Raw genomic sequence first — 21233 nt, 5'->3', positions numbered from 1 at the left:
GCTCAGAACAGTTGCTGGAGCGGCTCCAGGGCGAAGTAGACGAGGAACAGCCCCGCGATGACCCACATCAGCGGGTGGATGCCGCGGGCCCGGCCGGTCACCGCCCGCAGCAGCACGTAGGTGACGACGCCGGCGCCGATGCCGTTGGTGATCGAGTAGGTGAACGGCATGAGCGCGATGGTGAGGAACGCCGGGATGACCAGGGTCATGTCGTCCCACTCGAGGGTGCGGATCTGGCTGATCATCAGCGCGCCGACGATCACCAGCGCCGGGGCCGCCGCCTCCGAGGGGACCACCTGGACCAGCGGCGTGAAGAACATGGCCACGAGGAACAGCGCGCCGGTGACGATGCTGGCCAGGCCCGTGCGGGCGCCGTCGGCCACCCCGGAGGCGGACTCGATGTAGGTCGTGTTCGACGAGACGCTGGCCGCGCCGCCGGCCGCGGCGGCCAGGGAGTCGACCAGCAGCACCGGCTGGGAGCCGGGCAGGTTGCGGTCCTCGTCGAGCAGCCCGCCCTCGGCGCCGACGGCGGTGACGGTGCCGACGGTGTCGAAGAAGTCCGCGATCATGATCGAGAACACGATGAGCAGCGCGGCGACGACGCCGATCCGCTCGAAGCCGCCGAACAGCGAGAACTGCCCGACGATCGACAGGTCGGGCGTGGCGACGACCGTGTCGGGCAGCGTGGGGACCTGCAGCGCCCAGCCCCGCGCGTTGGCCTCGGTGCCGTCGGGACCGATCCGCGGGCCGATGTCGGCCACCGCCTCCACGACGATCGCCAGCACGGTGGAGACGACGATGCCGATGAGCAGCGCCCCGCGGACCCGGCGGACGACCAGGACGGCGGTCAGCAGCAGCCCGATGACGAAGACCAGCAGCGGCCACCCGGCGAGCTGCCCGCCCACGCCGAAGCTGATCAGCGGCGCGCCCGGCCGGATCACGCCGGCGTCGGCCAGGCCGATGATGGTGAGGAAGAAGCCGATGCCGACCGCGATCGCGGTCTTCAGCTGCGGCGGGATCGCCTCGAACACCGCCCGCCGGAACCCGGTGAGCACCAGCACGGTGATGAGCAGGCCCTCGAGCACGACCAGGCCCATGATCTCCGGCCAGGACAGCTGGGTGGCGGCGAAGACGGCGACGATCGCGTTGATGCCCAGGCCGGTGGCCACCGCGAACGGGTAGCGGCCCACGACGCCCATGAGCACGGTGAGCGCGCCGGCGACCACCGCGGTGACCGCGGCGACGGCCCCGAAGGGCAGCGTGGCGCCGGTGACGTCGGCCCCCGACAGGATGATCGGGTTGAGCACCACGATGTAGGCCATCGTGAAGAAGGTGGTCAGCCCGCCGCGCACCTCGCGGCCGACCGTGCTGCGCCGGGCGCTGATGCCGAAGTAGCGGTCCAGCCCGTTGCGCGGCCGCAGCTGCGGGCCCTGGCTGCGCCGGGGCCGGGAGGGGGACGCCGCGACGTCGGCGGGCGTGTCGCCGGCGGTGCCGGACCTGGCGCCCGCCGCCGTGGTCGCGCCGGTGCTCCGGGACGGGCGGGACTTCTCGGGCATGCGGGCTCCTGCGGACTGCGGCTGCCGGGCGGTGAGCGGCGACAGCGTGCCACACGGCGGCGCGCGCTCCGCGCCGGTCGGCGTCGCGCGGCGCCTAGGGTCGGCGGCGTGCCCCGCCCGCTGAAGCCGGCCCCTCCCCCGCTGCGCGTCGACACCGCCCGCGTCGTCCTCGCCGGCACGGCGCTGTGGGCGGTCGCGCTCGTGGTCGTGCTGCTGCTCGGCGACCGGGTGGCGCGGGTGTGGACCTGGACCTGCGTGGCGGGGATCGTGCTGCCCTTCGTCGGGCTGGCGATCATGCGCTGGCAGGGCCAGCTCGGCCGGCGGGACCGCGACGAGCGGTAGCGCTCAGCCGGCCTGCAGCAGGCGCACCGTCGCCACGGCCAGCACCCGGGTGACCGCCGTCAGCTCGGTGAGGTCGACGTACTCCTCGTAGGAGTGCGCGTGCACGACGTCGCCGGGGCCGTAGTGCAGCGTCGGGACCCCCTCGGCGGCGTAGAGCCGCAGGTCGCTGCCGTAGGGCACGCCCCGCTCGCGGGGCGCGGTGCCGGTCAGGTCCTGCTGGGCCGAGGTCACGACGCGCCGCAGGGGCGCCCCGGCCGGGGTCCGCCCCGGCGCGAACTGCCCGCCGGGCCAGGTCACCTCCACCGGGTGGTCCCGCAGGAACGGGTGCCCGGCGCAGGCGGCGGCCAGGCGCTCCTCGACGGCGGCGCGCGCCTGCGCCGGGTCCTCGTCGAGGCGGACGCCCAGGCGTCCGGTGGCGGTGAGCGTGTCGGGCACGGTGCTCGCCCAGTCGCCGGCGACGACGGTGCCCACCGAGATGGTGTGCGCGATCGGGTACTCGGCCATCAGCGGGTCGACGGCGGCGTTGCGCTCGGCCTCCAGCTCGCGGAGCACGGCGTCGAGATGGGTGAAGTGCTCCACGGCGCTGCGGCCGGCCCAGCGGGCGCTGCCGTGCGCCGGCTCACCGGGGACGACCAGCTGGAAGGTCAGCGCCCCGCCGGCCGCGGTGGTGAGCGTGCCGCTCGTCGGCTCGGTGATGACGCACGCGTCGCCCCGGTGCCCGCGGGCCAGCGTCGCGAAGGCGCCCAGGCCGCCGTCCTCCTCGCCCCCGACCAGGTGCAGGGCCAGCCGGCCGGGCAGCCGCAGGCCACTGGCCAGCACCGCCTCGGCGACGGCGAGGTTCGCGGCCACCCCGGCCTTCATGTCGCACGCGCCGCGCCCGTACAGCCGCGGCCCGGCCACCCGCGGTGTCCAGGGGTCACCGGCCCACCGCCGCAGGTCGCCCGGGGGGACGACGTCGACGTGGCCCTGCAGCACCACCGTCGGCCCCGCGTCGTCCCCGGTGGCGGCCACCAACCCCCAGGACTCCCGCCGGGGCACCTCCGTGCCCGGGAACCCGGGCCGGGCGGCCAGTTCCGCGACGTCGATCCGCCAGTGGTCGACGGCCATCCCGGCGCGCGCGGTGCGGTCGGCCAGCAGGCCGAGCAGGTCGGACTCGGCGTCGCTGCCGGTGACGCTGGGCACGCGCATCAGGTCGGCCAGCGTGCGGTGCAGCGCCGGGACGTCGAGCACGTCGAGGACGGCCTGCTCGGCAGGGCCGAGCCCGCCCGGCCGCCCGGGCTCCGCGGCGGCGGCCTGCACCCAGGAACTCGTCAGCGTCACGGCCCCTCCTCTTCTCGAAGGTGCGAGATGCAGACGCTAGGGAGCCGCAACCGACGGTGGAAGGCCCTTCCGCTGCGTCGTGCCTACGATCCGTTGCGTCGATGCCCGTCTGGACGCAACGGAGGACCGCGGTGGACGACCTGGACCGGGCAATCGTGCAACGGCTCCTCCGGGACGCACGGGCCACCTACGGTCGCATCGGGGCGGAGGTGTCCCTGAGCGCGCCCGCCGTCAAGCGCCGGGTCGACCGGCTGGTGCGCAGCGGCGCCGTCCGGGGGTTCACCGCCGTGCTCGACCCCGCCGTCCTCGAGTGGGACGTCGAGGCCTACGTCTGGGTGTACTGCGAGGGCGCTCCCGACCCCGAGGAGGTGCGCCGCCAGCTCGAGGACGTGCCCGAGGTGGTCCAGGCGACGACGATCTCGGGCACCGCCGACGTCGTGGTGCGCCTGCAGGCACGCGACACCGGCGAGCTCGAGCGCGCCGTCCGCCGGCTGCGGGCGCTGCCCACCGTCGCGCGGACCGAGAGCGCGGTGGTCCTCTCGCGGCTCATCGACCGGCCGCGGACCTAGGGAGGCCGGGCGCCCCTAGTTGTACTGACCGGGAAGGTTGGTCAGGCGGCTCATGGGCGGGTGACCGCCAATGCCGGTGTGGGGCCGATGGTGGTTGTAGGTGTGCAGCCAACCAGGAAAGGCCGCCCGGCGGTCGGCCTCGCTGGTGAACAGTTGGGCGAAGGCCCACTCGGCGGTCATGGTGCGGTGAAAGCGTTCGACCTTGCCGTTGGTCTGCGGCCGGTAGGGCCGGGTGCGCTTGGGCGTGAGGTCTAGCTCGCTGCAGGCGATGGCCCAGTCGCGGCTGCGGTAGCAGCCGCCGTTGTCGGTGAGCACCCGGCGGGCGGTGATGCCGTGGGCGGCGAACCAGGCCACTGCTGGGCGCAGCACCGCGGTGGCGGTCGCGCCGGTCTCGTCGTCGTGGATCTCGGCGTAGGCGGTTCGGGAGTGGTCGTCGAGGACGACATGGACGAAGGCGTGGCGCATCAACGGCTGCCCGTGCCGGCTGCGCGCTCGGCCGCGGTCGGCGACCCGATTGCTCCAGCCCTGTTCCCGGCCGAGAAAGCGCCAGCCGCCGCCGGCGGGGATGTTGCCCAGCTTCTTCACATCGGCGTGCAGCAACTCGCCGGGTGCGGGGTGTTCGTAGCGGACCAGCTGCCGCGCGCGGCGCTCGAGCCGGGACAGCCGGCTGATGCCGCAGCGGCGTAACACCGCGCCGGCGGTGGCCGGCGCCACGCCGGTCTCGGCGGCCAGCCGGTGCGCGCCCCAGCGCTTGCGCAGCCGCAGCGACACGATCCGCTTCGTCCTCGTCGGGTCGGTCTTGGTCGGGCTGGTGTGGGGCCGGCTGGAGCGATCGGCCATGCCGGTGGCGCCCTCGGTGCGGTAGCGGTCGGCCCAGCGCCGGGCGGTGGTCGCCGAGACACCGAAGCGCTCGGCGGCCCGGGTCGCCGGCCACTTCTCCTCGACGATGAGTCGGGCCATCCGCAGCCGCTGGCGCGGGGTCAGCGCGGCATTAGCGTGGAGCACGAGGACCTCCGGTGTCGTGGCAGTGGTCGCCTTCAGCAGCTCCACTCCACGCCCGGAGGTCCTCCCTCACAAGATCCGTCAATCAGATCCCGTGATCGCACGCCCCCGACCAACGTCTCCGGTCAGTACACCTAGTCGGTGAGGACGTCGAAGTCGGCGGTGTCGTAGCGGGCCGACGTCACGACCTCCGCGGGCTCGCCGGCGGCGAGAGTGGCCTGGCTGTGCGCGCCGCAGCCGTAGTCGACGGCGACCACGCGCCCGTCGGCCGGGGAGTACTCGTTGCCGCAGGCGCCCAGCAGCGTGCGCAGCGAGCCGGCCAGCGGGAGGAAGAAGCCGCAGGTGCCGCAGGGTCCGGGCGCCTGCCGGGCCATGGGGGCACGGGGGCCGAAGTCGCCGCCCAGCCAGCGGGCGGCGGCCGTGGCGCGCCCCTCGGCCGACATCACCCGCTCGCGGCCCAGACCGATCTCGGCGGCCAGCGCCTGCCCCTCCGGGTCGCTCGCCGCGTCGTCCTCGGCGGTGTAGGAGGGCACCAGGCGGGGGTCGTCCTCGGTGGCCGGCAGCACGTCGCCGACCGACAGGTCGCCGGGGCGCAGCCGCTCGTGCCACGGCACCCACGCCGGGGCCAGCAGCGCGGCGTCGCCGGGCAGCAGCACGACCTCGTCGACGGTGACCCGGTCGCTGCCCGGGACGGCGGCCAGCGTGACCGCCCAGTGCCAGCCGACGTAGCCGGGCAGTCGGCTGGCGAAGGAGTGGGTGACCACGGCGCCGAGCGTGCCGGGGTCGACGCCCGCGGCCGGTGTGCCCAGCGGCTCCGCGGTGACGCCGAGGTGCTCGCCGACCAGGCCGGGGTCGCCGGCGGTCTCCTCGGCCGCGGCGCGGGCCGGGTCGACGGCGGCGGTCAGCACGTCGCTGCCCGCGGGGGCGGTCTCGGGGTCCGGGTGCACCGGGCCATCGTCCCAGACGGCGGGGCGCCGGCCGACCCGGCCGCCGGGGTGATCACGTGTGCCCCGGACTGCCAGGGAGGTACGGCACCATGGGGACGTGCCGTCCTCGCGCCCGCCCGGGTCCCGCCGGGGTCCGCTGCGCCGGGCGCGGTCCGGGGCGGTCCCGCCCGACCGCACCGACCCCGACCGGATGGACACCGCGCCGCTCGACCTGCCCGGGCCGGTGACGCAGCCGCCGGCCGGCTACGGCCCGCCGCCGTTGTACGGCCCCCCGCCCGGCTACGGCCCGCCGCCGTACCCGCCACCGCCCGGGTACGGCCCGCCACTGAACGGGTACGGGCAGCCGGCCCTGCCCCCGGCGCCGCCTCCGACCCCGGCGCCGCCGCCCGCGGCCGAGCCCGCCGCCGAGCCGCGGGTCACGGTCACCCGGGTCGCCGTGGCCCGCAGCCGCGAACTGACCCGTGCCGGGGTCGCCCGCGTGCGGGCCGCCAGCCGCGCCGACGGTGCCGGGGACAGCGGGCTGAGCCAGCTGCTCTGGGTCAACGCCCTGCACATGGCCGGCGACGCCCTGGTCGCGGTCTCGCTGGCCGGCACGCTGTTCTTCGCCGCCGCCTCCGACGCCCAGCGCGGCAACGTGGCCCTCTACCTGCTGGTGACGATGGCGCCGTTCGCCGTGGTCGCGCCGGTCATCGGCCCGCTGCTCGACCGGCTGCAGCGGGGCCGCCGCTGGGCACTCGGCGCGGCCTCCTTCGGCCGGGCGGCCCTGGCGCTGGTCATGGCCGCGCACCACGACGACCTGTGGCTCTACCCCGCGGCGCTCGGTGTCCTCGTGCTCTCGAAGGCGCACAACGTGCTGCGCGCCGCCGTCGTCCCCCGGGTGCTGCCCGGCGCGATGTCGCTGACCTCCGCCAACGCCCGGCTGTCGGTGTTCGGCCTGGTCACCGCGGGCGTCTTCGGTGCTCTCGGCGCGGGCATCGCGTGGGCGTTCGGCTTCCCGCCGCTGCTGTGGGTCATCGCCCTCGTGTTCACCGTCACCGGGGTGCTGGCGGTGCGGCTGCCCCGCCACGTCGACGTCCCCACCGGCGAGCAGCCCGCCGACGTGCTGAGCACCGGCGAGGTGCCGGTCACCGGCCGGCGGCGCCGCCCGGTCAACCCGCACGTGGTGCTGGCGCTGCGGGCCAACGCGGCGCTGCGCGGGCTGGGCGGCTTCCTGACCATCTTCTCGGCGTTCCTCGTGCAGGCCACCGTCGAGGGCGGCTGGGAGTCCACCCTGGCGCTCGGTGCCATCGCCGGGGCCGCCGGCGCCGGCAGCGTGCTGGGCACCGGCATCGGGTCCCGGCTGCACGCCGCCGACCCCGACCGGGTGGTGGTCTGGTCGGCCGGCGCGGCCGCGGCGGTCACCGTGCTCGCCGCGGTCTTCTTCGGCCTGGCGACGGCGGCCGCGGTCGCCGGTGTCGCGGCGGTCGCCAACGCGCTGGGCAAGTCGGCGCTCGACGCGATCATCCAGCGCGAGGTGCCCGAGAGCCTGCGCGCGTCGGCGTTCGCCCGCTCCGAGACGGTGCTGCAGCTGGCCTGGGTGGTCGGCGGCGCCATCGGCATCGCGCTGCCGCCCATCGGCTGGCTCGGCTTCACCGTCGCCGCGGCGCTGCTCGTGCTCGCCGTCGGCCTGGTGCTCTGGACCCCGCGCCGCCGCTGGGCCGCGGTCGACCCCGGGGCGCCCACCGTCCCCGGCGTGCCCACCGCCCCCGGCGCGCCCGCGCCCGACGCCCCGACCGTGCCGGAGGCACCCCGCCTGTGAGGACGTCCCCCCGCGCCGCCGCTGTCCTGCTCGCCGGCGCGCTCCCCGCCGTGCTGGCCGGGTGCGGCTCGTCGGCGGCCGGCGACCCGCCCGACGTCAGGGTCAGCGCCGGGCCGCAGGAGGTCGCCGTCCGGCCCACGCAGTACTGCGCCGAGGGCCAGGGCCAGGCCTACCGGGCGACGCCGCCGATCATCGAGGTCTCCCCCGACACCACGATCACCCTCACCGTGCCCGACGACGTCGCGGCCAACGGCTGGTCGGTGCAGGTCTTCGACCAGACGCTGGAGGAGAAGCTCGGCGAGGTCGACGTCGAGACCGGGACGACCGAGTTCGACGGCATCAACAGCTCCGACGTCGTCCCGCCGGCGTTCTACCTCGTCGTCGTCGAGGACCGGCACGGCGAGTGCCTGCTCACCGGGTCCTGGCCGATCGGCTTCCTGCGCGCCGGTGGGGACCTCGGGGAGCCGACCCCGACGACGCCGTCGGCGACGCCTGCGGGCTGACCCGCCGGTCAGGCCTCCAGGTCGCCGGCGACCGCCCGCAGCACCGCCGCGACCTTGCGCGACTCTGCGCGGTCGGGATGGCGGCCACGACGCAGGGAGTTCGAGACGTCGTCGAGCAGCTTGATGAGGTCCTCGATGATCGGGACCAGCTCGTCGGGCTTCTTCCGCCGCGACTCGGCCACCTTCGCCGCCACCGACGGCAGCGGGTCGAGGACGCGGACCTGCAGCGCCTGGTCGCCCCGGCGACCGGCGACGATGCCGAACTCCACCCGCTGGCCGGGCTTGAGCTCGGCCGTGCCGGCGGGCAGGGCGTCCTTGTGCACGAAGACGTCGGGCCCGTCCTCGCGCGAGAGGAAGCCGAACCCCTTCTCGGGGTTGAACCACTTGACTCTGCCGGTGGGCACGCTGGATCCCTCGGTCGCTCGGGGGTGGTCCGGCCGGGCGGCCGGCGGACGGCGTTGCTGCCTGTCCCAGGTTAGCCGCCCCGCGCCCCTAGCCTGGCCGGGTGCCACCCGCCGACGGTCCGCCCGGCCACCCGGACTACCGGTTCACCCTCGCCAACGAGCGCACGCTGCTGGCCTGGCTGCGCACCGGCCTGGCGCTGGTCGCCGGGGGCGTGGCGGTGGCCTCCTACGTGCCCTCCCTCGGCACGGCGTGGGGTGGCGGCGCGGTCGGCCTGGCGCTGGTCGCCACCGGGCTGGGCACCGCGCTGGCCGGCTACGCGCGCTGGCGCGGCAACGAGCGGGCCATCGCCGCGGACCGTCCGCTGCCGGCCGGACCGGCCACCACGGCCCTGACCGTCGGGGTGGTGCTGGTGGTGCTGGTCGTCGGCGTGCTGCTCGGGGTCGAGGTCACCGGCGGGTGAGCGGTCCGGAGACCCAGCCGCAGCGGGCCCGGCTGGCGTGGCAGCGCACCGGTCTGGGGCTGCTGGCGGTCGCGGGACTGCTCGGCCACCACGGGCTGCGGTCGGGCGCGGTGGTCCCCTTCGTGACGGCCGCGGTGGCCGGGCTCTGCGGGCTCGCCGTGCTGGTCGGCCTGGCGCCGTGGCGGGCCCAGGCGCTGGACCGGGCACCGGCGACGGCCCCGGTGCCCGTGGCCCTGGTCAGTGCGGCGGTGGTGGTCACGGCCCTGGCCGCCGCCGCGGGCGTGCTCAGCCGCTGACGACCTCCGGGTCGAGGACGCCGAGGCGGCCGAGCAGGTCGAGGAAGACGACGGCGAAGTCGTTGTCGGCGACCTCCTGCCGGACGGTGGTCCAGTCGACCTGCTCGCGCAGCGCCCGCGCCACCGGGAACAGCCGGGAGAAGTCGCAGTAGTGCTCGTCGAGCGTCATGAGCTTGGTGACCAGGATGTCGGTGGCCGCGAGCACCGGCATGTGCACGGACAGCACCGCCCGGTCCTCGGCGCGCTCGATGAGGTCGCTCTCCACCGGCCGGCCGCAGGTGCGCCACAGGACGTCGACGAACGACTGGCCCTGCACGACCTTGGTGAGCCAGTCCTCGGCCGGGTCCTGCACCTGCAGGCCGGCGTCGTGCAGGACCTTGGCCGTCCGCTCGGCCTCGGCGGCGGGGACGAGGAAGTCGGCGTCGTGGTCGGGCTCGGGGGCGCCGCGCACCCAGGCCGCGTAGCCGCCGCACAGGGCGAAGGGCACGCCGCCCTCCTTGAGGGCCACGGCGACGCGCTTGAGGAGGTCACGGATCTCGTCGCGGTCGGATGGCTGCACGCGCGTGCAGCTACCCGGGCGCGGGCATGGCACTCCTCGTGCGCATCGCCACCTTCAACATCCTGCACGGCCGCACCCCGGAGGACGACCGGGTCGACGTCGACCGGCTGGCCTCGGCCGTCAAGACGCTCGACGCCGACGTCCTCGGGCTGCAGGAGGTCGACCGCGACCAGCCCCGCTCGATGAACGCCGACCTCACGGCCGTGGCCGCCGAGGCGATGGGCGCCGTCGACTCGCAGTTCGTCGCCGCGCTGTCGGGCACGCCCGGCGGCACCTGGATGGCGGCGACCGGCGACGAGCAGCCGGGTGCCGCGAGCTACGGCATCGCGCTGCTCTCGCGCCACCCGGTGGTGTCGTGGCGGGTGGTGCGGCTGCCGGCGCTGCCCGGGCGGGTGCCGGTGTGGTTCCGCGGGGCGCGGCAGCCGAAGCTGGTCAGCGAGGAGCCGCGGGTGGCCGTCGCGGCCGTCCTCGACGGCCCGCACGGTCAGTTCACCGTCGCCTGCACGCACCTGTCGTTCGTGCCGTACTGGAACTCCGTGCAGCTGCGCCGGCTGGTGCGGGCGCTGCGGGGCACGCGGGAGCCGCTGGTCGTGATGGGCGACCTCAACATGGAGCCGCGCAAGGCCACCCTGGTGAGCGGGCTGCGGCCCCTCGCCCGGGGGTCGACCTTCCCGGCGGAGGAGCCGACCCGCCAGCTCGACCACGTGCTGGTCCGCGGCCGGCTGGCCGCCACCGGCCCGGCCGAGGCGGTGCGGCTGCCCCTGTCGGACCACCGGGCCCTCGTCGTCGACGTCGAGCCGACCTGACCCGGCCGGCGCCCGTGCCACCGGCCCGGGCGGCCGGTGACACGCGCCGCGGTCAGCGGCGCCGGTTCTCGGGGAGCTGCACCCCGGCGCGGTTGGGCTTGTCGGTGGGGTGCGCGTAGCGGATGCGCTCGGGCGGCAGCGGGAAGCTGTGGTCCTCGCCGAACGGGGACAGCGGACCGGCCATCTCGCCGAGGAACTCGGTCACCGGCGGGCCGGCGTTCTCCGACTGCCCCCAGGTCGGCTCGACCAGGTGGGCGTGCTTCTCCTTGCGCTTGGCCATCTCGCCTCCGTGCTCGGGCGCACCCCGGGGTGCGCGTTCGGCGCCATCCTCTCGCGCGCCTGCTCCTACCCGCACGAGGCCCGCCTGCGACACGGGTTCAGCGGGGACGGCGGGCGGCCCGGGCACCGTAGAGCGTCGGCAGCCCCTCCGCGGTGAGCACCCACTGCCCGCTGCCCACCGGCGCCGCCCGCACCTCCCCGCCGTCGAGGCCCTGCACCTGGCGGGTCCGCCACACCGAGGTGCTCACCAGGGTCAGCCGCACCGGCTCGTCGTCGGGGTCCCACTCGTCGTAGCCCTCCGGCTCGAAGGCGACGATCGCCGGGCCGGCGATGCGCAGCAGCCCCCGCTGCCACGGGACGGCGGCCAGCGCCCGCCGCCAGCGCAGCGCCCGGGCCAGCGCGCCCAGGCCCGCGGCGGCGGCGACGAGCCCGCCGAGGACCAGCCCGACCACCACGAGCCCGGCCAGCGGCAGCGGCCGGCCCCGGTCCTCGGCCAGGCTGACCGCCACCGCGCCGAGCAGGACGGCGAGGACGACGGCGATCACTCCCCCGGCCAGCCACCGCAGGGCGCCGGCGCGGTAGCCCTCGAGCGCGGCGCGGGTGTGCGGGTCGTCGGCGGCCGGTTGCACGCCTCCCATGCTGGCACCCGCGGCCTCGGGGGCGGCACCTGCGCGGCGGACGTAACGTGGTCCGGATGCCTGCCGACCGTCCCGCCACGCTGTCCGCGTGGCTGCGCACCCGCAGCGACGCCCAGCTGGCGGAGCTGCTGGCCGCCCGTCCCGACGTGGCCCGGCCCGCGCCGTCGGACGTCGTCGCCCTGGCCGGCCGGCTGGCGGTGCCGGTGTCGGTGGACCGGGCGCTCGACGACCTCGACGCCGCCACGCTGCAGGTGCTCGACGTCGTGCTGCTCGCGCCCACCGACGGGCTGGAGGCCGCGGAGGTCGCCGCGTCCCTGCCCGGGCTGCCCGAGGACGTCGTCGCCGCGGCGGTCGAGCGGCTGACCACGCGGGCGCTGCTGTGGGGCGACGAGGTCCTGCACGCCCCCGACCAGGTGCGCCGCGCCGTCCGGTATCCCGCCGGGCTCGGCCGTCGCGCCGCCGAGCTGCGGGTGTCGCTGCCGGCCGACCTGCCCGCCGCGGTGGGCGCGCTCGACCCCGCCGAGCGCCAGGTGCTCGAGCGGCTGGCCGGTGATCGCCCGGTGGGTCACCTGCCCGACACCGGCGGCGCCGCGGGCTCCCCCGCGCGGCGGCTGCTGCAGGCGGGGCTGCTGGCGCGCATCGACGCGCTCAACGTGGAGCTGCCGCGCGAGATCGGCCTGCTGCTGCGCGGCGACCTGCCCTACGGCCCGCCGCGCCTCGAGCCGCGGCCCGCCGTCGCCGAGCGGGACCGGGCCGCCGTCGACCGGCAGGCCGCCGGTGCCGCGCTGGAGGCGGTCGGGCGGGTCGGTGAGCTGCTGGCCGTGCTCGAGGAGGAGCCGGCCGGGCTGCTGCGCAGCGGTGGCGTCGCCGTCCGCGACCGCAAGCGGCTGGCCCGGGCCCTGTCGGTGTCCGAGTCCGACGCCGCCTGGCTGCTGGAGCTGGCCTTCGCCGCCGGCCTGCTCGACGTCGGCGGCCCGCACCGCGACGAGTGGCTCCCCACCCGCGGCTACGACGTCTGGCGCGAGCAGCCGCTCCCCGACCGGTGGGCGTCGCTGGCCGCGGGCTGGCTGGACAGCATGCGGCTGCCCTCGCTGGTCGGCCAGCGCGACGTGGCGGGCAAGGCGGTCAACCCGCTGTCCCCCGACCTGGTGCGGCACACCGCGCCGGCGATCCGCCGCGCGGCGCTGGCCGCGCTGGCCGCCTCCCCGCCGGGCTCGGGGCTGGCACCCGACGACCTGGTGGCGCTGCTGCGCTGGCGGACGCCGCGGCGCGCCGACCGGCTCGCGCCGGTACCGGACATGCTCGCCGAGGCGGCGCGGATCGGCGTGCTGGTGGGCGGGGTGCTCTCCTCGGGCGGCCGGGGGCTGCTGGCCGGCGGTGAGGAGGGGGCCGCCGACGGCGTGCAGGGCCTGCTGCCCGAGCCGGTCGACCACGTGCTCGCCCAGCCCGACCTCACGCTGGTCGCGCCCGGGCCGCTGGTGGCCGGGCTCGCCGACACGCTGTCGGTGGTCGCCGACGTCGAGTCCTCGGGCGGGGCGACGGTGTTCCGGGTGTCGGAGTCCTCGGTGCGGCGGGCGCTGGACGCCGGGTGGTCGGCCACCGACCTGCACGAGTTCTTCTCCCGCGCCTCCCGCACGCCGGTGCCGCAGGCGCTGGACTACCTGGTCGACGACGTCGCCCGGCAGCACGGCCGGCTGCGGGTGGGCTCGATCGAGTGCTACGTGCGCTCCGACGACCACGGCCTGCTCTCCCAGGTGCTCGGCGACCGGCGCACCGCGGCCGCGGAACTGCGCCGGCTGGCGCCGGGCGTGCTGGTCAGCGGGCTCGGCGCCGACGAGGTGCTCACCGTGCTGCGGGGCGCCGGGTACGCCCCCGCCGGGGAGTCGCCGGGCGGCGCGGTGCTCACCCGCCCGCCGGCCCGGCCCCGCGCGGCCGGCCGTCGTCCCGGACCGCCGCCGTCGGCCGCGGCCCGGCCCCTCACCGAGGCGGAGGCCGCGGCGACCGTGCGGGAGATCCGGGCCGGGGACGCCGCGCTGGCCGCCCGCCCGTCCGCGCCCGTGCGGCAGGTCCCGGGGGTCACCACCGCCGGGACGCTGGAGCTGCTCTCCCGCGCGATCCGCGACGGCGTGCCGGTGTGGCTGGGCTACGTCGACGCGCAGGGCAGCGGCAGCCAGCGCGTGGTCCAGCCGGTGTCACTGGCCGGTGGTTTCCTCCAGGGCTGGGACGAGCGCCGCCAGGAGAACCGCACCTTCGCGGTGCACCGGATCACCTCGGTGGCGCTGGCCGACGAGGAAGCAGCGGCCGCCGGCAACGGTTGACCAGACAGACGCCCGCCGAGGAGAGGCCCCCCATCCCGTGAACGACGGACCCCTCATCGTCCAGTCGGACAAGACCCTGCTGCTCGAGGTCGACCACCCGCAGGCCCGCGACTGCCGCGCGGCCATCGCGCCGTTCGCCGAGCTCGAGCGCTCCCCCGAGCACGTGCACACCTACCGGGTCACCCCGCTCGCGCTGTGGAACGCGCGCGCCGCCGGGCACGACGCCGAGCAGGTCGTCGACGCGCTGGTGCGCTTCTCGCGCTACCCGGTGCCGCACGCGCTGCTGGTCGACGTCGCCGACACGATGGACCGCTTCGGCCGGCTGACGCTGGTCAACAACCCGGTGCACGGCCTGGTGCTCACCACCACCGACCGCGCGGTGCTCGAGGAGGTCGTCCGCTCCAAGCGGGTGGCGCCGATGCTCGGGGCGCGGATCGACCCCGACACCGTCGTCGTGCACCCCTCCGAGCGCGGCCGGCTCAAGCAGGCGCTGCTCAAGGTGGGCTGGCCGGCCGAGGACCTCGCCGGCTACGTCGACGGGCAGGCGCACCCGATCGAGCTGGCCCAGGAGGGCTGGCACCTGCGCGACTACCAGCGGGAGGCCGTCGAGGGCTTCTGGGCCGGCGGCTCGGGCGTCGTCGTCCTGCCCTGTGGTGCGGGCAAGACGCTGGTCGGGGCCGCGGCGATGGCCGAGGCCAAGGCGACCACGCTGATCCTGGTGACCAACACCGTCTCGGGGCGGCAGTGGAAGCGCGAGCTGATCGCGCGCACGTCGCTCACCGAGGAGGAGATCGGCGAGTACTCCGGGGAGCGCAAGGAGATCCGCCCGGTCACCATCGCGACCTACCAGGTGATGACCACCCGCCGGAAGGGCGAGTACCGCCACCTGGACCTCTTCGACGCCCAGGACTGGGGCCTGATCGTCTACGACGAGGTGCACCTGCTGCCGGCGCCGATCTTCCGGCTGACCGCCGACCTGCAGTCCCGCCGGCGGTTGGGGCTGACGGCGACGCTGGTCCGCGAGGACGGCCGCGAGGACGACGTCTTCTCGCTCATCGGGCCCAAGCGCTACGACGCGCCGTGGAAGGACATCGAGTCGCAGGGCTACATCGCCCCGGCCGAGTGCGTCGAGGTGCGGGTCGGCCTCGACGACGAGGAGCGGATGACCTACGCGGTCGCCGAGCCCGAGGAGCGGTACCGGATCGCGGCCACCGCGTCGTCGAAGCTGCCGGTGATCCGGCGGGTGCTCGAGCGGCACCCCGACGAGCAGAAGCTGGTGATCGGGGCCTACCTCGACCAGCTCGAGGAGCTCGGCCGGGCACTCGACGCGCCGGTGATCCAGGGCTCGACCACCAACCGGGAGCGGGAGAAGCTCTTCGACGCCTTCCGGCGCGGGGAGGTCCGGACGCTGGTGGTCTCCAAGGTCGCCAACTTCTCCATCGACCTGCCCGAGGCCGCCGTCGCCGTGCAGGTGTCGGGGACGTTCGGCTCGCGGCAGGAGGAGGCCCAGCGGCTGGGCCGGGTGCTGCGCCCCAAGGCCGACGGCCGGCAGGCGCACTTCTACACGGTGGTCAGCCGCGACACCCTCGACGCCGAGTACGCCGCGCACCGGCAGCGGTTCCTCGCCGAGCAGGGCTACGCGTACACGATCGTCGACGCCGCCGACCTGGCCGGTCCGGGCGAGGTCAACGGCCCGGACTGGGTGGACGAGCCCGCCGACTAGCGCTGTTCCTCCCGCGGCCCCCTGGTCCTCGTGACCCGGGGGCCGCGGCCGTCTCAGCCGGCCGTGAGCCGGTCGACCGTGCCGACCGGGACGATGCCCTCCGCCCGGGCCCGCGCCGCGGCGTCGACGGAGACGAAGGCGTCGGCCTGCAGGCGGGTGACGGCCAGGTACTCGGCGACGGTGGTCGACTCGAGGCCGTGCTCGACGGCCAGGCGCCAGGCGACCCGGCGGGGCGGGACACCCGGTCGCCCAGCAGCCGGATGCGGATGCCGGTCATCGCCTCGTGGCGGTCGAGGGCGGTGGCCTCGTCGAGCTCGCCGCGCCGCACGGCGGCGAGGAGCAGGTCGAGGGCCTGCGAGCGCAGCACCTGCGGCGCCACCAACTGGTGTGCGAGTGCCAGGTCGAGGCGCTCGGTCACCAGGTGCAGCAGGGTGGGCGCGTCGATCACGAAGCGCGTCATGCCGGCCGCGTCAGTCCTCGGTCAGCTCGTGCAGGACGTCGGCGGCGTCGGCGTTGCCCTCCTCGGCCAGCCGCCGCACCTCGGCGAGGTCGCTCAGCTCGCTGGCCCGCTGCACCAGCTCGTCGACGGCGTCGCGGTTGCCGAGGTCGGCCAGCCGCCGCAGCTCCGCCAGGTCGCCCCGCTCGCCGGCGAGCTCGATGAGCTCGCCGGCCGCGTCGCGGTCCCCCATCGCCGCGCGCTCGCGGAGCGCGGCGTACTCGGGCTCGGTCATGGCGGGAGGATCCCACCGCGGCCGGCCCGGCGGGGGCCCTGACGTCAGTCCCCGCCCGGGAAGTGGTCGTCCATGATGTGGAGAGCGTCGAGGACCGGGTCGCGTTCGCTGCGGCGGTCCCGCTCCGGCCCCACCTCCTGCCAGAGAGCGGGCAGACGATCCCGGGACCGGGCGCGCCACCTACGGGGCCGGCGGCGTCCACCTCCGGTGAGCACCCGGACCGCGGCCGCCGACAGGAGCTCGTCGACCCGGTCGTGCAGCCACGACCCGGTGCCCGGGCGCGCGGCGACCTCCATGATGCGCCGGTACGTCGCGTCGTCCGTGTCCAGCACGGCGCGGGCCAGGTCCGGCTCGTCCCGGAGCCAGAGCATCTCGGCGATGTCCTCGCGGCTGGCGATGATCACGCTGTGGACCATCGGCTCGACCGCCCGGTCCTGAAGCCGGTCACCCGTCAGTAGGGCGGTGGGGTGGTGGCGGCGGTGAGGCCGGACGGGGTGGTGACGGTGAGGGTGCCGTCGGCGGCGAGGGTGTGTCGCCAGCCGGGGGCCTGGTGCTTGCCGCGGTGGTGGCCGGTGCAGTAGCCGGTGAGGTTGGCCGCGGTGGTGGGCCCGGCCGGCCAGGGAACGCTGTGGTCGAGGTCGCCGGCGCGGGGGACGGGGCGGCGGCAGCCGGGGAAGCGGCAGCGGCGGTCGCGGGCGCGGACGTGCCGGTCCAGCGCGGCGCTCGGCCGGTAGCCGGGGCTGGCGGCAGGGGCGGCCAGGCCGGTGCCGGTGCGGGCGGCGCGGTGCAGGGCGGGCAGGTCGGTGAGGGCCAGCAGCGCGCCGCCGGCCGCGTGGGTGAGCGCGAGGCGGGGCCGGTCGGCCAGCCCGCCCCCGCTGGTGGCGGCGAGCAGGGCGGCGAGGTCGGCGCGGGCGGTGTCGGTGGCCGCGGCCAGCTGGGTGAGGACGTCGGGTGCGGCGGTGATCCGGCCGGCGGAGCCGGCGGCCCAGGTGGCCTCGTCGGCGGCGTCGGCGCGCTGCGCGGTGGCCACCGTGCGGCGGGCGTGGCCCAGGGCCCGCTCGAGCCCCAGCAGGGCGGTGCTCGCCTGGTCGACGGCGTGGTCGGCGCGCGCCCACCAGCCATCGGGACTTGGGGTGTCGCCGGGGTCGGGAGACGTGTGGGGTGGCGGGTCGTCGCCGGAGTCCGGTGGCGGGCCGTAGAGGCAGTCAGGTGGCTCGTCGTCGACGTAGCAGGGTGGTGGTTCGGCGTCGAACTCCCCGGCCAGCACGCGGCGTTCCATCCGCGCCCACCAGGCCTCCAGCTCGGCCTGCTCGCGGGCCTCCCAGCCCAGGACGTCGTCCCCGCCGGAGGCCGGCTGCGGGTCGCTCACCTCGGCACCCTCCGACGCGGCCTGGGCGGGCTCGGTGTCAGTCGCGATGGCGTCGGTCCCGGCGGTGCCGGTGGTGGCGTCGGCCCGGTGGCCGGTGAGGGCGGCCAGCAGCGCCCGGACCAGCTCGGCCGGCACCACCTGCCCGTCGACCTCACAGGCGGCGTCCCCGCCCAGCAGCGCCCCCACCGGGGCGACCACGGTCAGGGTGACCTGCACCGGTGGCAGCCCGGTCTCCCCGGGGCGCAGCACCAGGTCCAGCAGGCAGTCGGCCATCTTCTGCCCGCGGGTGCGCCCATCGGCCGGATCGGCGGGCAGCGCGTCGGCACAGGCCCCCAGCGCGGCGAGCAGTGCGGCCGCCTCGGGGGTGGTCAGCAGCGCCGAGACCACGCTCATCCCGTCGGTGCGGTCGGGGCGGGCATCCACGCCACGCCGGCGCACTGCGCGGAGCAGGTCGTCGGCGGCGGTGCGGGCGGTGCGCTTGAGCAGCTCCCGGCGGGCCTTGTCGCCCAGCTGCGCCGGGGTGGTGTGCCGCTGCGCCGCCCAGGCGAGCAGATCCCGCTCCAGCTGCGTACGAACGGTGTCGTCGGTGATCGGGGCGACCTTGTCGATCAGCGGCCCCAGGTGCCCCACGTGCAGCGCCCCCGATTCCAGTGCGGTCAGCGTGCCCGGCAGTCGGTGCACCAGGATCAGCGACCGCTCCAGCAGCGCCTGCGCCGCCTGGGCCGACACCGCCAGCGCGACCGCCAGCTCGTCGGTGGCCCACTCGCTCACCGGCCGCAGCACCTCGGCCCGCGCCGCCCACCGGTCGGCGGCCATCGCCCCCGGCGAGCCCGGCGGCCGATCGGCCGACGCCGGCCGGGACGCGGCGAACGCGGCCACCGCCCGCGCCCGCAGCGCGGCCTGCCGGGCGATCTCCCGGTCGGCGGCCTGCACCGCGCCCAGCGGCCCCGACGCCCACCCCACCAGGGGTGGTTCGTCGACCGCCAGGACTCCCGCCACGTGATCGATCACATGTTCGATTAGGGGGTCGCACAAGGCGTAGAGCCGAGAACGTGCAGGTCAGCGCTTCGCGGCCAGGGAGCGATCGGCGCGGACCCCACCGCGACCGGCGGGCTCCAGAACCAGAACGGTCAGCCCGTCGCCGGACCAGGAACAGCCCTGACCAGCGCCGAGACGAACGACCAGCCTGCCGCCACCGGCCCCGTCGTCCTATCGTCCTCGGGTGACCACGAAGGACCTCCAGGAACTCGTCCGGCGACGGCTGTGGGAGCTGGGCGGGTCGGTGGTCGAGGCCTCCCGCCGGGCCCGCGGCGCCGTCGCGCCGGAGGTGCTCGAACGGATCGCGCACACCCGCGGCTGGGCCCTGATCAGCCCTTGGATGGCCGCCCACCTCGCCCGCGCGCTCGACGTCCCGGAGAACCGGGTGCGGCGCGCGGCCGGCCTGCCCGAGGTCCCCGACCCGCGGGCGGACGTGCCCACCGGACCGCACCTGCGGCTCGTCCACGGCGAGGGGCGCGCCTCCGGCTGACCGTGACCGCCACGACGGGACGGACCGGTCCGACCGGCGTGTGAGGCGCACCACCCCGCCGTCGGTCGCCACGACGAAGACGCAGGTCAGACGCGTACGGACCGGCCCGTATACGTGGTCGCACGGGAGGCGCGCGGGAGGCGGCCGGTTGGGCGTGTCTCCTCCGCCGCAGGCAGGATGAGCCCGAGATGGCGAGTGCAACACGGGTCGGGGCGGTCGCCCCGCAGACGACCAGCCGACCGCTCCGGGCGTGGCAGCAGGCCGCCCTCGAGCGCTACGAGGAGGCCGCCCCCAAGGACTTCCTCGTCACCGCGACGCCGGGCGCGGGGAAGACGACCTTCGCGCTCACGCTGGCCTCGCGGCTGCTGCAGCGGCGCGAGGTCGCCCGCGTGATCGTCGTCTGCCCGACCGACCACCTGCGGCTGCAGTGGGCCGACGCCGCCGACCGGATGGGCATCGTGCTCGACCCCGGTCTGACCAACGCCGTCGGCCCGGTGCGCGCCGGCACCCAGGGCTACGTGACGACGTACGCGCAGGTGGCCGGCAAGCCGATGCTGCACGCCGCCCGCGCCACCGCCGTCAAGACGCTGGTGATCCTCGACGAGGTCCACCACGCCGGCGACGGCCTGTCGTGGGGTGAGGCGATCGAGGAGGCCTACGGCTTCGCCGCCCGCCGGCTGTGCCTGACCGGGACGCCCTTCCGCACCAAGCCCGACGAGCGGATCCCCTTCGTGCGCTACGAGGAGGACGGCTTCGAGGGCGACGCCGGGGAGGCCGGCGCGGGGCTGGTCAGCCGCGCCGACTACACCTACGGCTACAAGGAGGCGCTGGCCGACAGCGTCGTCCGGCCGGTCGTCTTCGCCGCCTACACCGGCACCTCGCGCTGGCGGAACTCGGCCGGCGAGGTGGTCGCCGCCTCCCTGTCCGAGGCCGGCACCCGCTCGGTGGAGATGGCCGCCTGGCGCACCGCGCTCGACCCCAAGGGCCAGTGGGTGCCGCACGTCATCGCCGCGATGGACGAGCGGATCACCCACCTGCGCGAGAACGGCATGCCCGACGCCGCGGGGCTGGTGCTGGCCAGCGACCAGGACGACGCCCGCGCCTACGCCCGGATCGTCAAGCGGATCACCGGCAAGGCGCCCGAGCTGATCCTCTCCGACGACCCCAAGGCGTCGAAGAAGATCGAGCGGTTCGCGGCCGGCTCGGCGCGGATCGCCGTCTGCGTGCGGATGATCTCCGAGGGCGTCGACGTGCCGCGCGCCGCCGTCCTGGCGTGGATGACCTCCTACCGGACGCCGCTGTTCTTCGCCCAGGCCGTCGGCCGCGTCGTCCGCTCCCGGGCACCGCACGAGACCGCCACGGTCTTCCTGCCTGCCGTCCGGCCGCTGCTGGGGCTGGCGGCGTCGCTGGAGAAGGAGCGCAACCACGTCATGCCGCCGCCCAAGGCGGCCGATCCCGAGGCGCTCGACCTCGACCCGCTGCCGCCCAAGGAGCGCGAGGCGGTGGGCCTGAAGCAGTGGGAGGCGCTGGAGGCCGACGCCCGGTTCGCGCACGTCCTGCACGGGGGGACGGCGCACACCGGCGAGGCCGGCGGGCCGCTCGCGGTGGCCCCGGAGGACGAGGACTTCCTGGGCATCCCCGGCCTGCTCACCGCCGAGCAGACGGCGTCGCTGCTGGCCAAGCGCGACGACGAGCTGCGGCTGCGGATCGCGCAGCGGGTGCACGAGGAGGACACCGGGGAGCTGCCGATCGTCGAGGACCACCCCGACGAGGACGACGCCGGCCGGTCGTGGCGCGACGCCGCCGAGCTGCGGCGGGAGATCAACCGCCTGGTCAGCCGGGTGTCGGCGAAGACGTCGACGCCGCACGCCGTGGTGCACACCCAGCTGCGCCAGCACGTACCCGGCCCGCCGTCGGCCTCGGCGTCGGTGGACGTGCTGCGCGCCCGCCGCGAGCGCCTCCGCACGATGCTCTGAGGTCGGGGGCGTGCGCGGGCGGTGCCGGCCGCCGGGGGGGGGGGGGGGGGGCGGGGGGGGGGGGGCGGGCGCGCCGCGCCCAGCGGCGGGGCGGGGGGGCGGGGCCGG

General features: G+C 76.4%; 22 protein-coding genes. 11 read left to right on the top strand and 11 right to left on the bottom strand.

Going from position 1 to position 21233, the window contains the following annotated elements; all coding sequences use genetic code 11:
* Positions 1-2 precede the first annotated feature (2 nt).
* Positions 3-1556, bottom strand: a complete 1554-nt coding sequence (locus tag ACI78U_RS08770) for an NCS2 family permease (protein WP_456874914.1) — start codon at positions 1554-1556, stop codon at positions 3-5.
* A gap of 108 nt (positions 1557-1664) precedes the next feature.
* Here ACI78U_RS08770 and ACI78U_RS08765 point away from each other — a divergent pair, with 108 nt between their 5' ends.
* Entirely contained in the window at positions 1665-1898 is a 234-nt protein-coding gene (locus ACI78U_RS08765; RefSeq protein WP_456874913.1) for a DUF2530 domain-containing protein, read from the top strand.
* 3 nt (positions 1899-1901) lie between these two features.
* Here ACI78U_RS08765 and ACI78U_RS08760 read toward each other — a convergent pair whose 3' ends face one another.
* Positions 1902-3218, bottom strand: coding sequence for an ArgE/DapE family deacylase (locus ACI78U_RS08760; RefSeq protein WP_456874912.1), 1317 nt, complete (start codon positions 3216-3218; stop codon positions 1902-1904).
* Between the two features lie 131 nt (positions 3219-3349).
* Here ACI78U_RS08760 and ACI78U_RS08755 point away from each other — a divergent pair, with 131 nt between their 5' ends.
* Positions 3350-3787, top strand: coding sequence for an Lrp/AsnC family transcriptional regulator (locus ACI78U_RS08755; RefSeq protein ID WP_456874911.1), 438 nt, complete (start codon positions 3350-3352; stop codon positions 3785-3787).
* 15 nt (positions 3788-3802) lie between these two features.
* Here the strand turns inward: ACI78U_RS08755 and ACI78U_RS08750 are convergent, their stop codons facing one another.
* Together ACI78U_RS08750 and ACI78U_RS08745 are read right to left on the bottom strand one after the other, a co-directional pair.
* On the bottom strand, positions 3803-4792 hold the full coding sequence (locus tag ACI78U_RS08750) for an IS481 family transposase (protein ID WP_456875006.1): 990 nt from the start codon (positions 4790-4792) through the stop codon (positions 3803-3805).
* Between the two features lie 131 nt (positions 4793-4923).
* Entirely contained in the window at positions 4924-5736 is an 813-nt protein-coding gene (locus tag ACI78U_RS08745) for a DUF3027 domain-containing protein (RefSeq protein ID WP_456874910.1), read from the bottom strand.
* Between the two features lie 97 nt (positions 5737-5833).
* Between ACI78U_RS08745 and ACI78U_RS08740 the strand changes: the two genes are divergently transcribed.
* Entirely contained in the window at positions 5834-7534 is a 1701-nt protein-coding gene (locus ACI78U_RS08740) for an MFS transporter (RefSeq protein ID WP_456874909.1), read from the top strand.
* Positions 7531-8037, top strand: a complete 507-nt coding sequence (locus ACI78U_RS08735) for a DUF2771 family protein (protein WP_456874908.1) — start codon at positions 7531-7533, stop codon at positions 8035-8037. Before ACI78U_RS08740 ends, ACI78U_RS08735 begins: the two co-directional genes overlap by 4 nt.
* Positions 8038-8045: 8 nt before the next feature.
* Here ACI78U_RS08735 and ACI78U_RS08730 read toward each other — a convergent pair whose 3' ends face one another.
* Positions 8046-8441, bottom strand: coding sequence for a cold-shock protein (locus ACI78U_RS08730; protein WP_456872889.1), 396 nt, complete (start codon positions 8439-8441; stop codon positions 8046-8048).
* Positions 8442-8542: 101 nt separating this feature from the next.
* On the opposite strand from ACI78U_RS08730, the gene ACI78U_RS08725 reads away from it, so the two are divergent.
* Together ACI78U_RS08725 and ACI78U_RS08720 are read left to right on the top strand one after the other, a co-directional pair.
* A complete protein-coding gene (locus ACI78U_RS08725; RefSeq protein WP_456874907.1) occupies positions 8543-8902 on the top strand; it encodes a YidH family protein in 360 nt (119 codons plus the stop codon).
* Positions 8899-9198, top strand: coding sequence for a DUF202 domain-containing protein (locus ACI78U_RS08720; protein ID WP_456874906.1), 300 nt, complete (start codon positions 8899-8901; stop codon positions 9196-9198). The genes ACI78U_RS08725 and ACI78U_RS08720 overlap by 4 nt, the downstream gene beginning before the upstream one ends.
* Here the strand turns inward: ACI78U_RS08720 and ACI78U_RS08715 are convergent.
* Positions 9188-9757: a nucleotidyltransferase family protein gene (locus tag ACI78U_RS08715; protein WP_456874905.1), complete on the bottom strand. Its 570-nt coding sequence runs from the start codon at positions 9755-9757 to the stop codon at positions 9188-9190. The two genes, ACI78U_RS08720 and ACI78U_RS08715, sit on opposite strands and share 11 nt — an antisense overlap.
* Positions 9758-9783: 26 nt before the next feature.
* Here ACI78U_RS08715 and ACI78U_RS08710 point away from each other — a divergent pair, with 26 nt between their 5' ends.
* Positions 9784-10563, top strand: a complete 780-nt coding sequence (locus tag ACI78U_RS08710; RefSeq protein ID WP_456874904.1) for an endonuclease/exonuclease/phosphatase family protein — start codon at positions 9784-9786, stop codon at positions 10561-10563.
* Between the two features lie 52 nt (positions 10564-10615).
* Here ACI78U_RS08710 and ACI78U_RS08705 read toward each other — a convergent pair whose 3' ends face one another.
* Together ACI78U_RS08705 and ACI78U_RS08700 are read right to left on the bottom strand one after the other, a co-directional pair.
* Complete coding sequence (locus ACI78U_RS08705; RefSeq protein ID WP_456874903.1) at positions 10616-10843, bottom strand: hypothetical protein; 228 nt, start codon at positions 10841-10843, stop codon at positions 10616-10618.
* A 97-nt stretch (positions 10844-10940) separates the two neighbouring features.
* Positions 10941-11480 carry a hypothetical protein gene (locus ACI78U_RS08700; protein WP_456874902.1) on the bottom strand — a complete coding sequence of 180 codons (540 nt, stop codon included), beginning with the start codon at positions 11478-11480 and terminating at the stop codon, positions 10941-10943.
* 56 nt (positions 11481-11536) lie between these two features.
* On the opposite strand from ACI78U_RS08700, the gene ACI78U_RS08695 reads away from it, so the two are divergent.
* Positions 11537-13798 (top strand): helicase-associated domain-containing protein, encoded by a 2262-nt coding sequence (locus tag ACI78U_RS08695; protein ID WP_456874901.1) that lies wholly within the window; start codon positions 11537-11539, stop codon positions 13796-13798.
* A gap of 37 nt (positions 13799-13835) precedes the next feature.
* Positions 13836-15521: a DNA repair helicase XPB gene (locus tag ACI78U_RS08690; RefSeq protein WP_456874900.1), complete on the top strand. Its 1686-nt coding sequence runs from the start codon at positions 13836-13838 to the stop codon at positions 15519-15521.
* Between the two features lie 470 nt (positions 15522-15991).
* Here the strand turns inward: ACI78U_RS08690 and ACI78U_RS08685 are convergent, their stop codons facing one another.
* From ACI78U_RS08685 to ACI78U_RS08675, 3 genes are read right to left on the bottom strand one after another with little or no spacing between them, the layout of a single operon-like run.
* Positions 15992-16252 (bottom strand): hypothetical protein, encoded by a 261-nt coding sequence (locus ACI78U_RS08685; RefSeq protein ID WP_456874899.1) that lies wholly within the window; start codon positions 16250-16252, stop codon positions 15992-15994.
* A gap of 44 nt (positions 16253-16296) precedes the next feature.
* Positions 16297-16656, bottom strand: a complete 360-nt coding sequence (locus ACI78U_RS08680) for a hypothetical protein (RefSeq protein WP_456874898.1) — start codon at positions 16654-16656, stop codon at positions 16297-16299.
* A gap of 47 nt (positions 16657-16703) precedes the next feature.
* Positions 16704-18620, bottom strand: a complete 1917-nt coding sequence (locus ACI78U_RS08675; RefSeq protein ID WP_456874897.1) for a DUF222 domain-containing protein — start codon at positions 18618-18620, stop codon at positions 16704-16706.
* Between the two features lie 223 nt (positions 18621-18843).
* On the opposite strand from ACI78U_RS08675, the gene ACI78U_RS08670 reads away from it, so the two are divergent.
* Together ACI78U_RS08670 and ACI78U_RS08665 are read left to right on the top strand one after the other, a co-directional pair.
* Entirely contained in the window at positions 18844-19149 is a 306-nt protein-coding gene (locus ACI78U_RS08670) for a hypothetical protein (protein WP_456874896.1), read from the top strand.
* A gap of 188 nt (positions 19150-19337) precedes the next feature.
* A complete protein-coding gene (locus ACI78U_RS08665; protein WP_456874895.1) occupies positions 19338-21125 on the top strand; it encodes a DEAD/DEAH box helicase in 1788 nt (595 codons plus the stop codon).
* The last annotated feature ends 108 nt before the right edge of the window (positions 21126-21233 follow it).

The sequence above is a fragment of the Geodermatophilus sp. SYSU D00710 genome (genome assembly GCF_054050195.1).
This window is presented reverse-complemented; position numbering and strand designations above follow the sequence as displayed.

What these genes read in the sequence shown, in the direction of transcription:
- ACI78U_RS08685 (WP_456874899.1), bottom strand. Translation starts at nt 16,252, where the DNA reads ATGACCGAGCCCGAGTACGCCGCGCTCCGCGAGCGCGCGGCGATGGGG.
- ACI78U_RS08770 (WP_456874914.1), bottom strand. Translation starts at nt 1,556, where the DNA reads ATGCCCGAGAAGTCCCGCCCGTCCCGGAGCACCGGCGCGACCACGGCG.
- ACI78U_RS08665 (WP_456874895.1), top strand. Translation starts at nt 19,338, where the DNA reads ATGGCGAGTGCAACACGGGTCGGGGCGGTCGCCCCGCAGACGACCAGC.
- ACI78U_RS08695 (WP_456874901.1), top strand. Translation starts at nt 11,537, where the DNA reads ATGCCTGCCGACCGTCCCGCCACGCTGTCCGCGTGGCTGCGCACCCGC.
- ACI78U_RS08700 (WP_456874902.1), bottom strand. Translation starts at nt 11,480, where the DNA reads ATGGGAGGCGTGCAACCGGCCGCCGACGACCCGCACACCCGCGCCGCG.
- ACI78U_RS08710 (WP_456874904.1), top strand. Translation starts at nt 9,784, where the DNA reads ATGGCACTCCTCGTGCGCATCGCCACCTTCAACATCCTGCACGGCCGC.
- ACI78U_RS08705 (WP_456874903.1), bottom strand. Translation starts at nt 10,843, where the DNA reads ATGGCCAAGCGCAAGGAGAAGCACGCCCACCTGGTCGAGCCGACCTGG.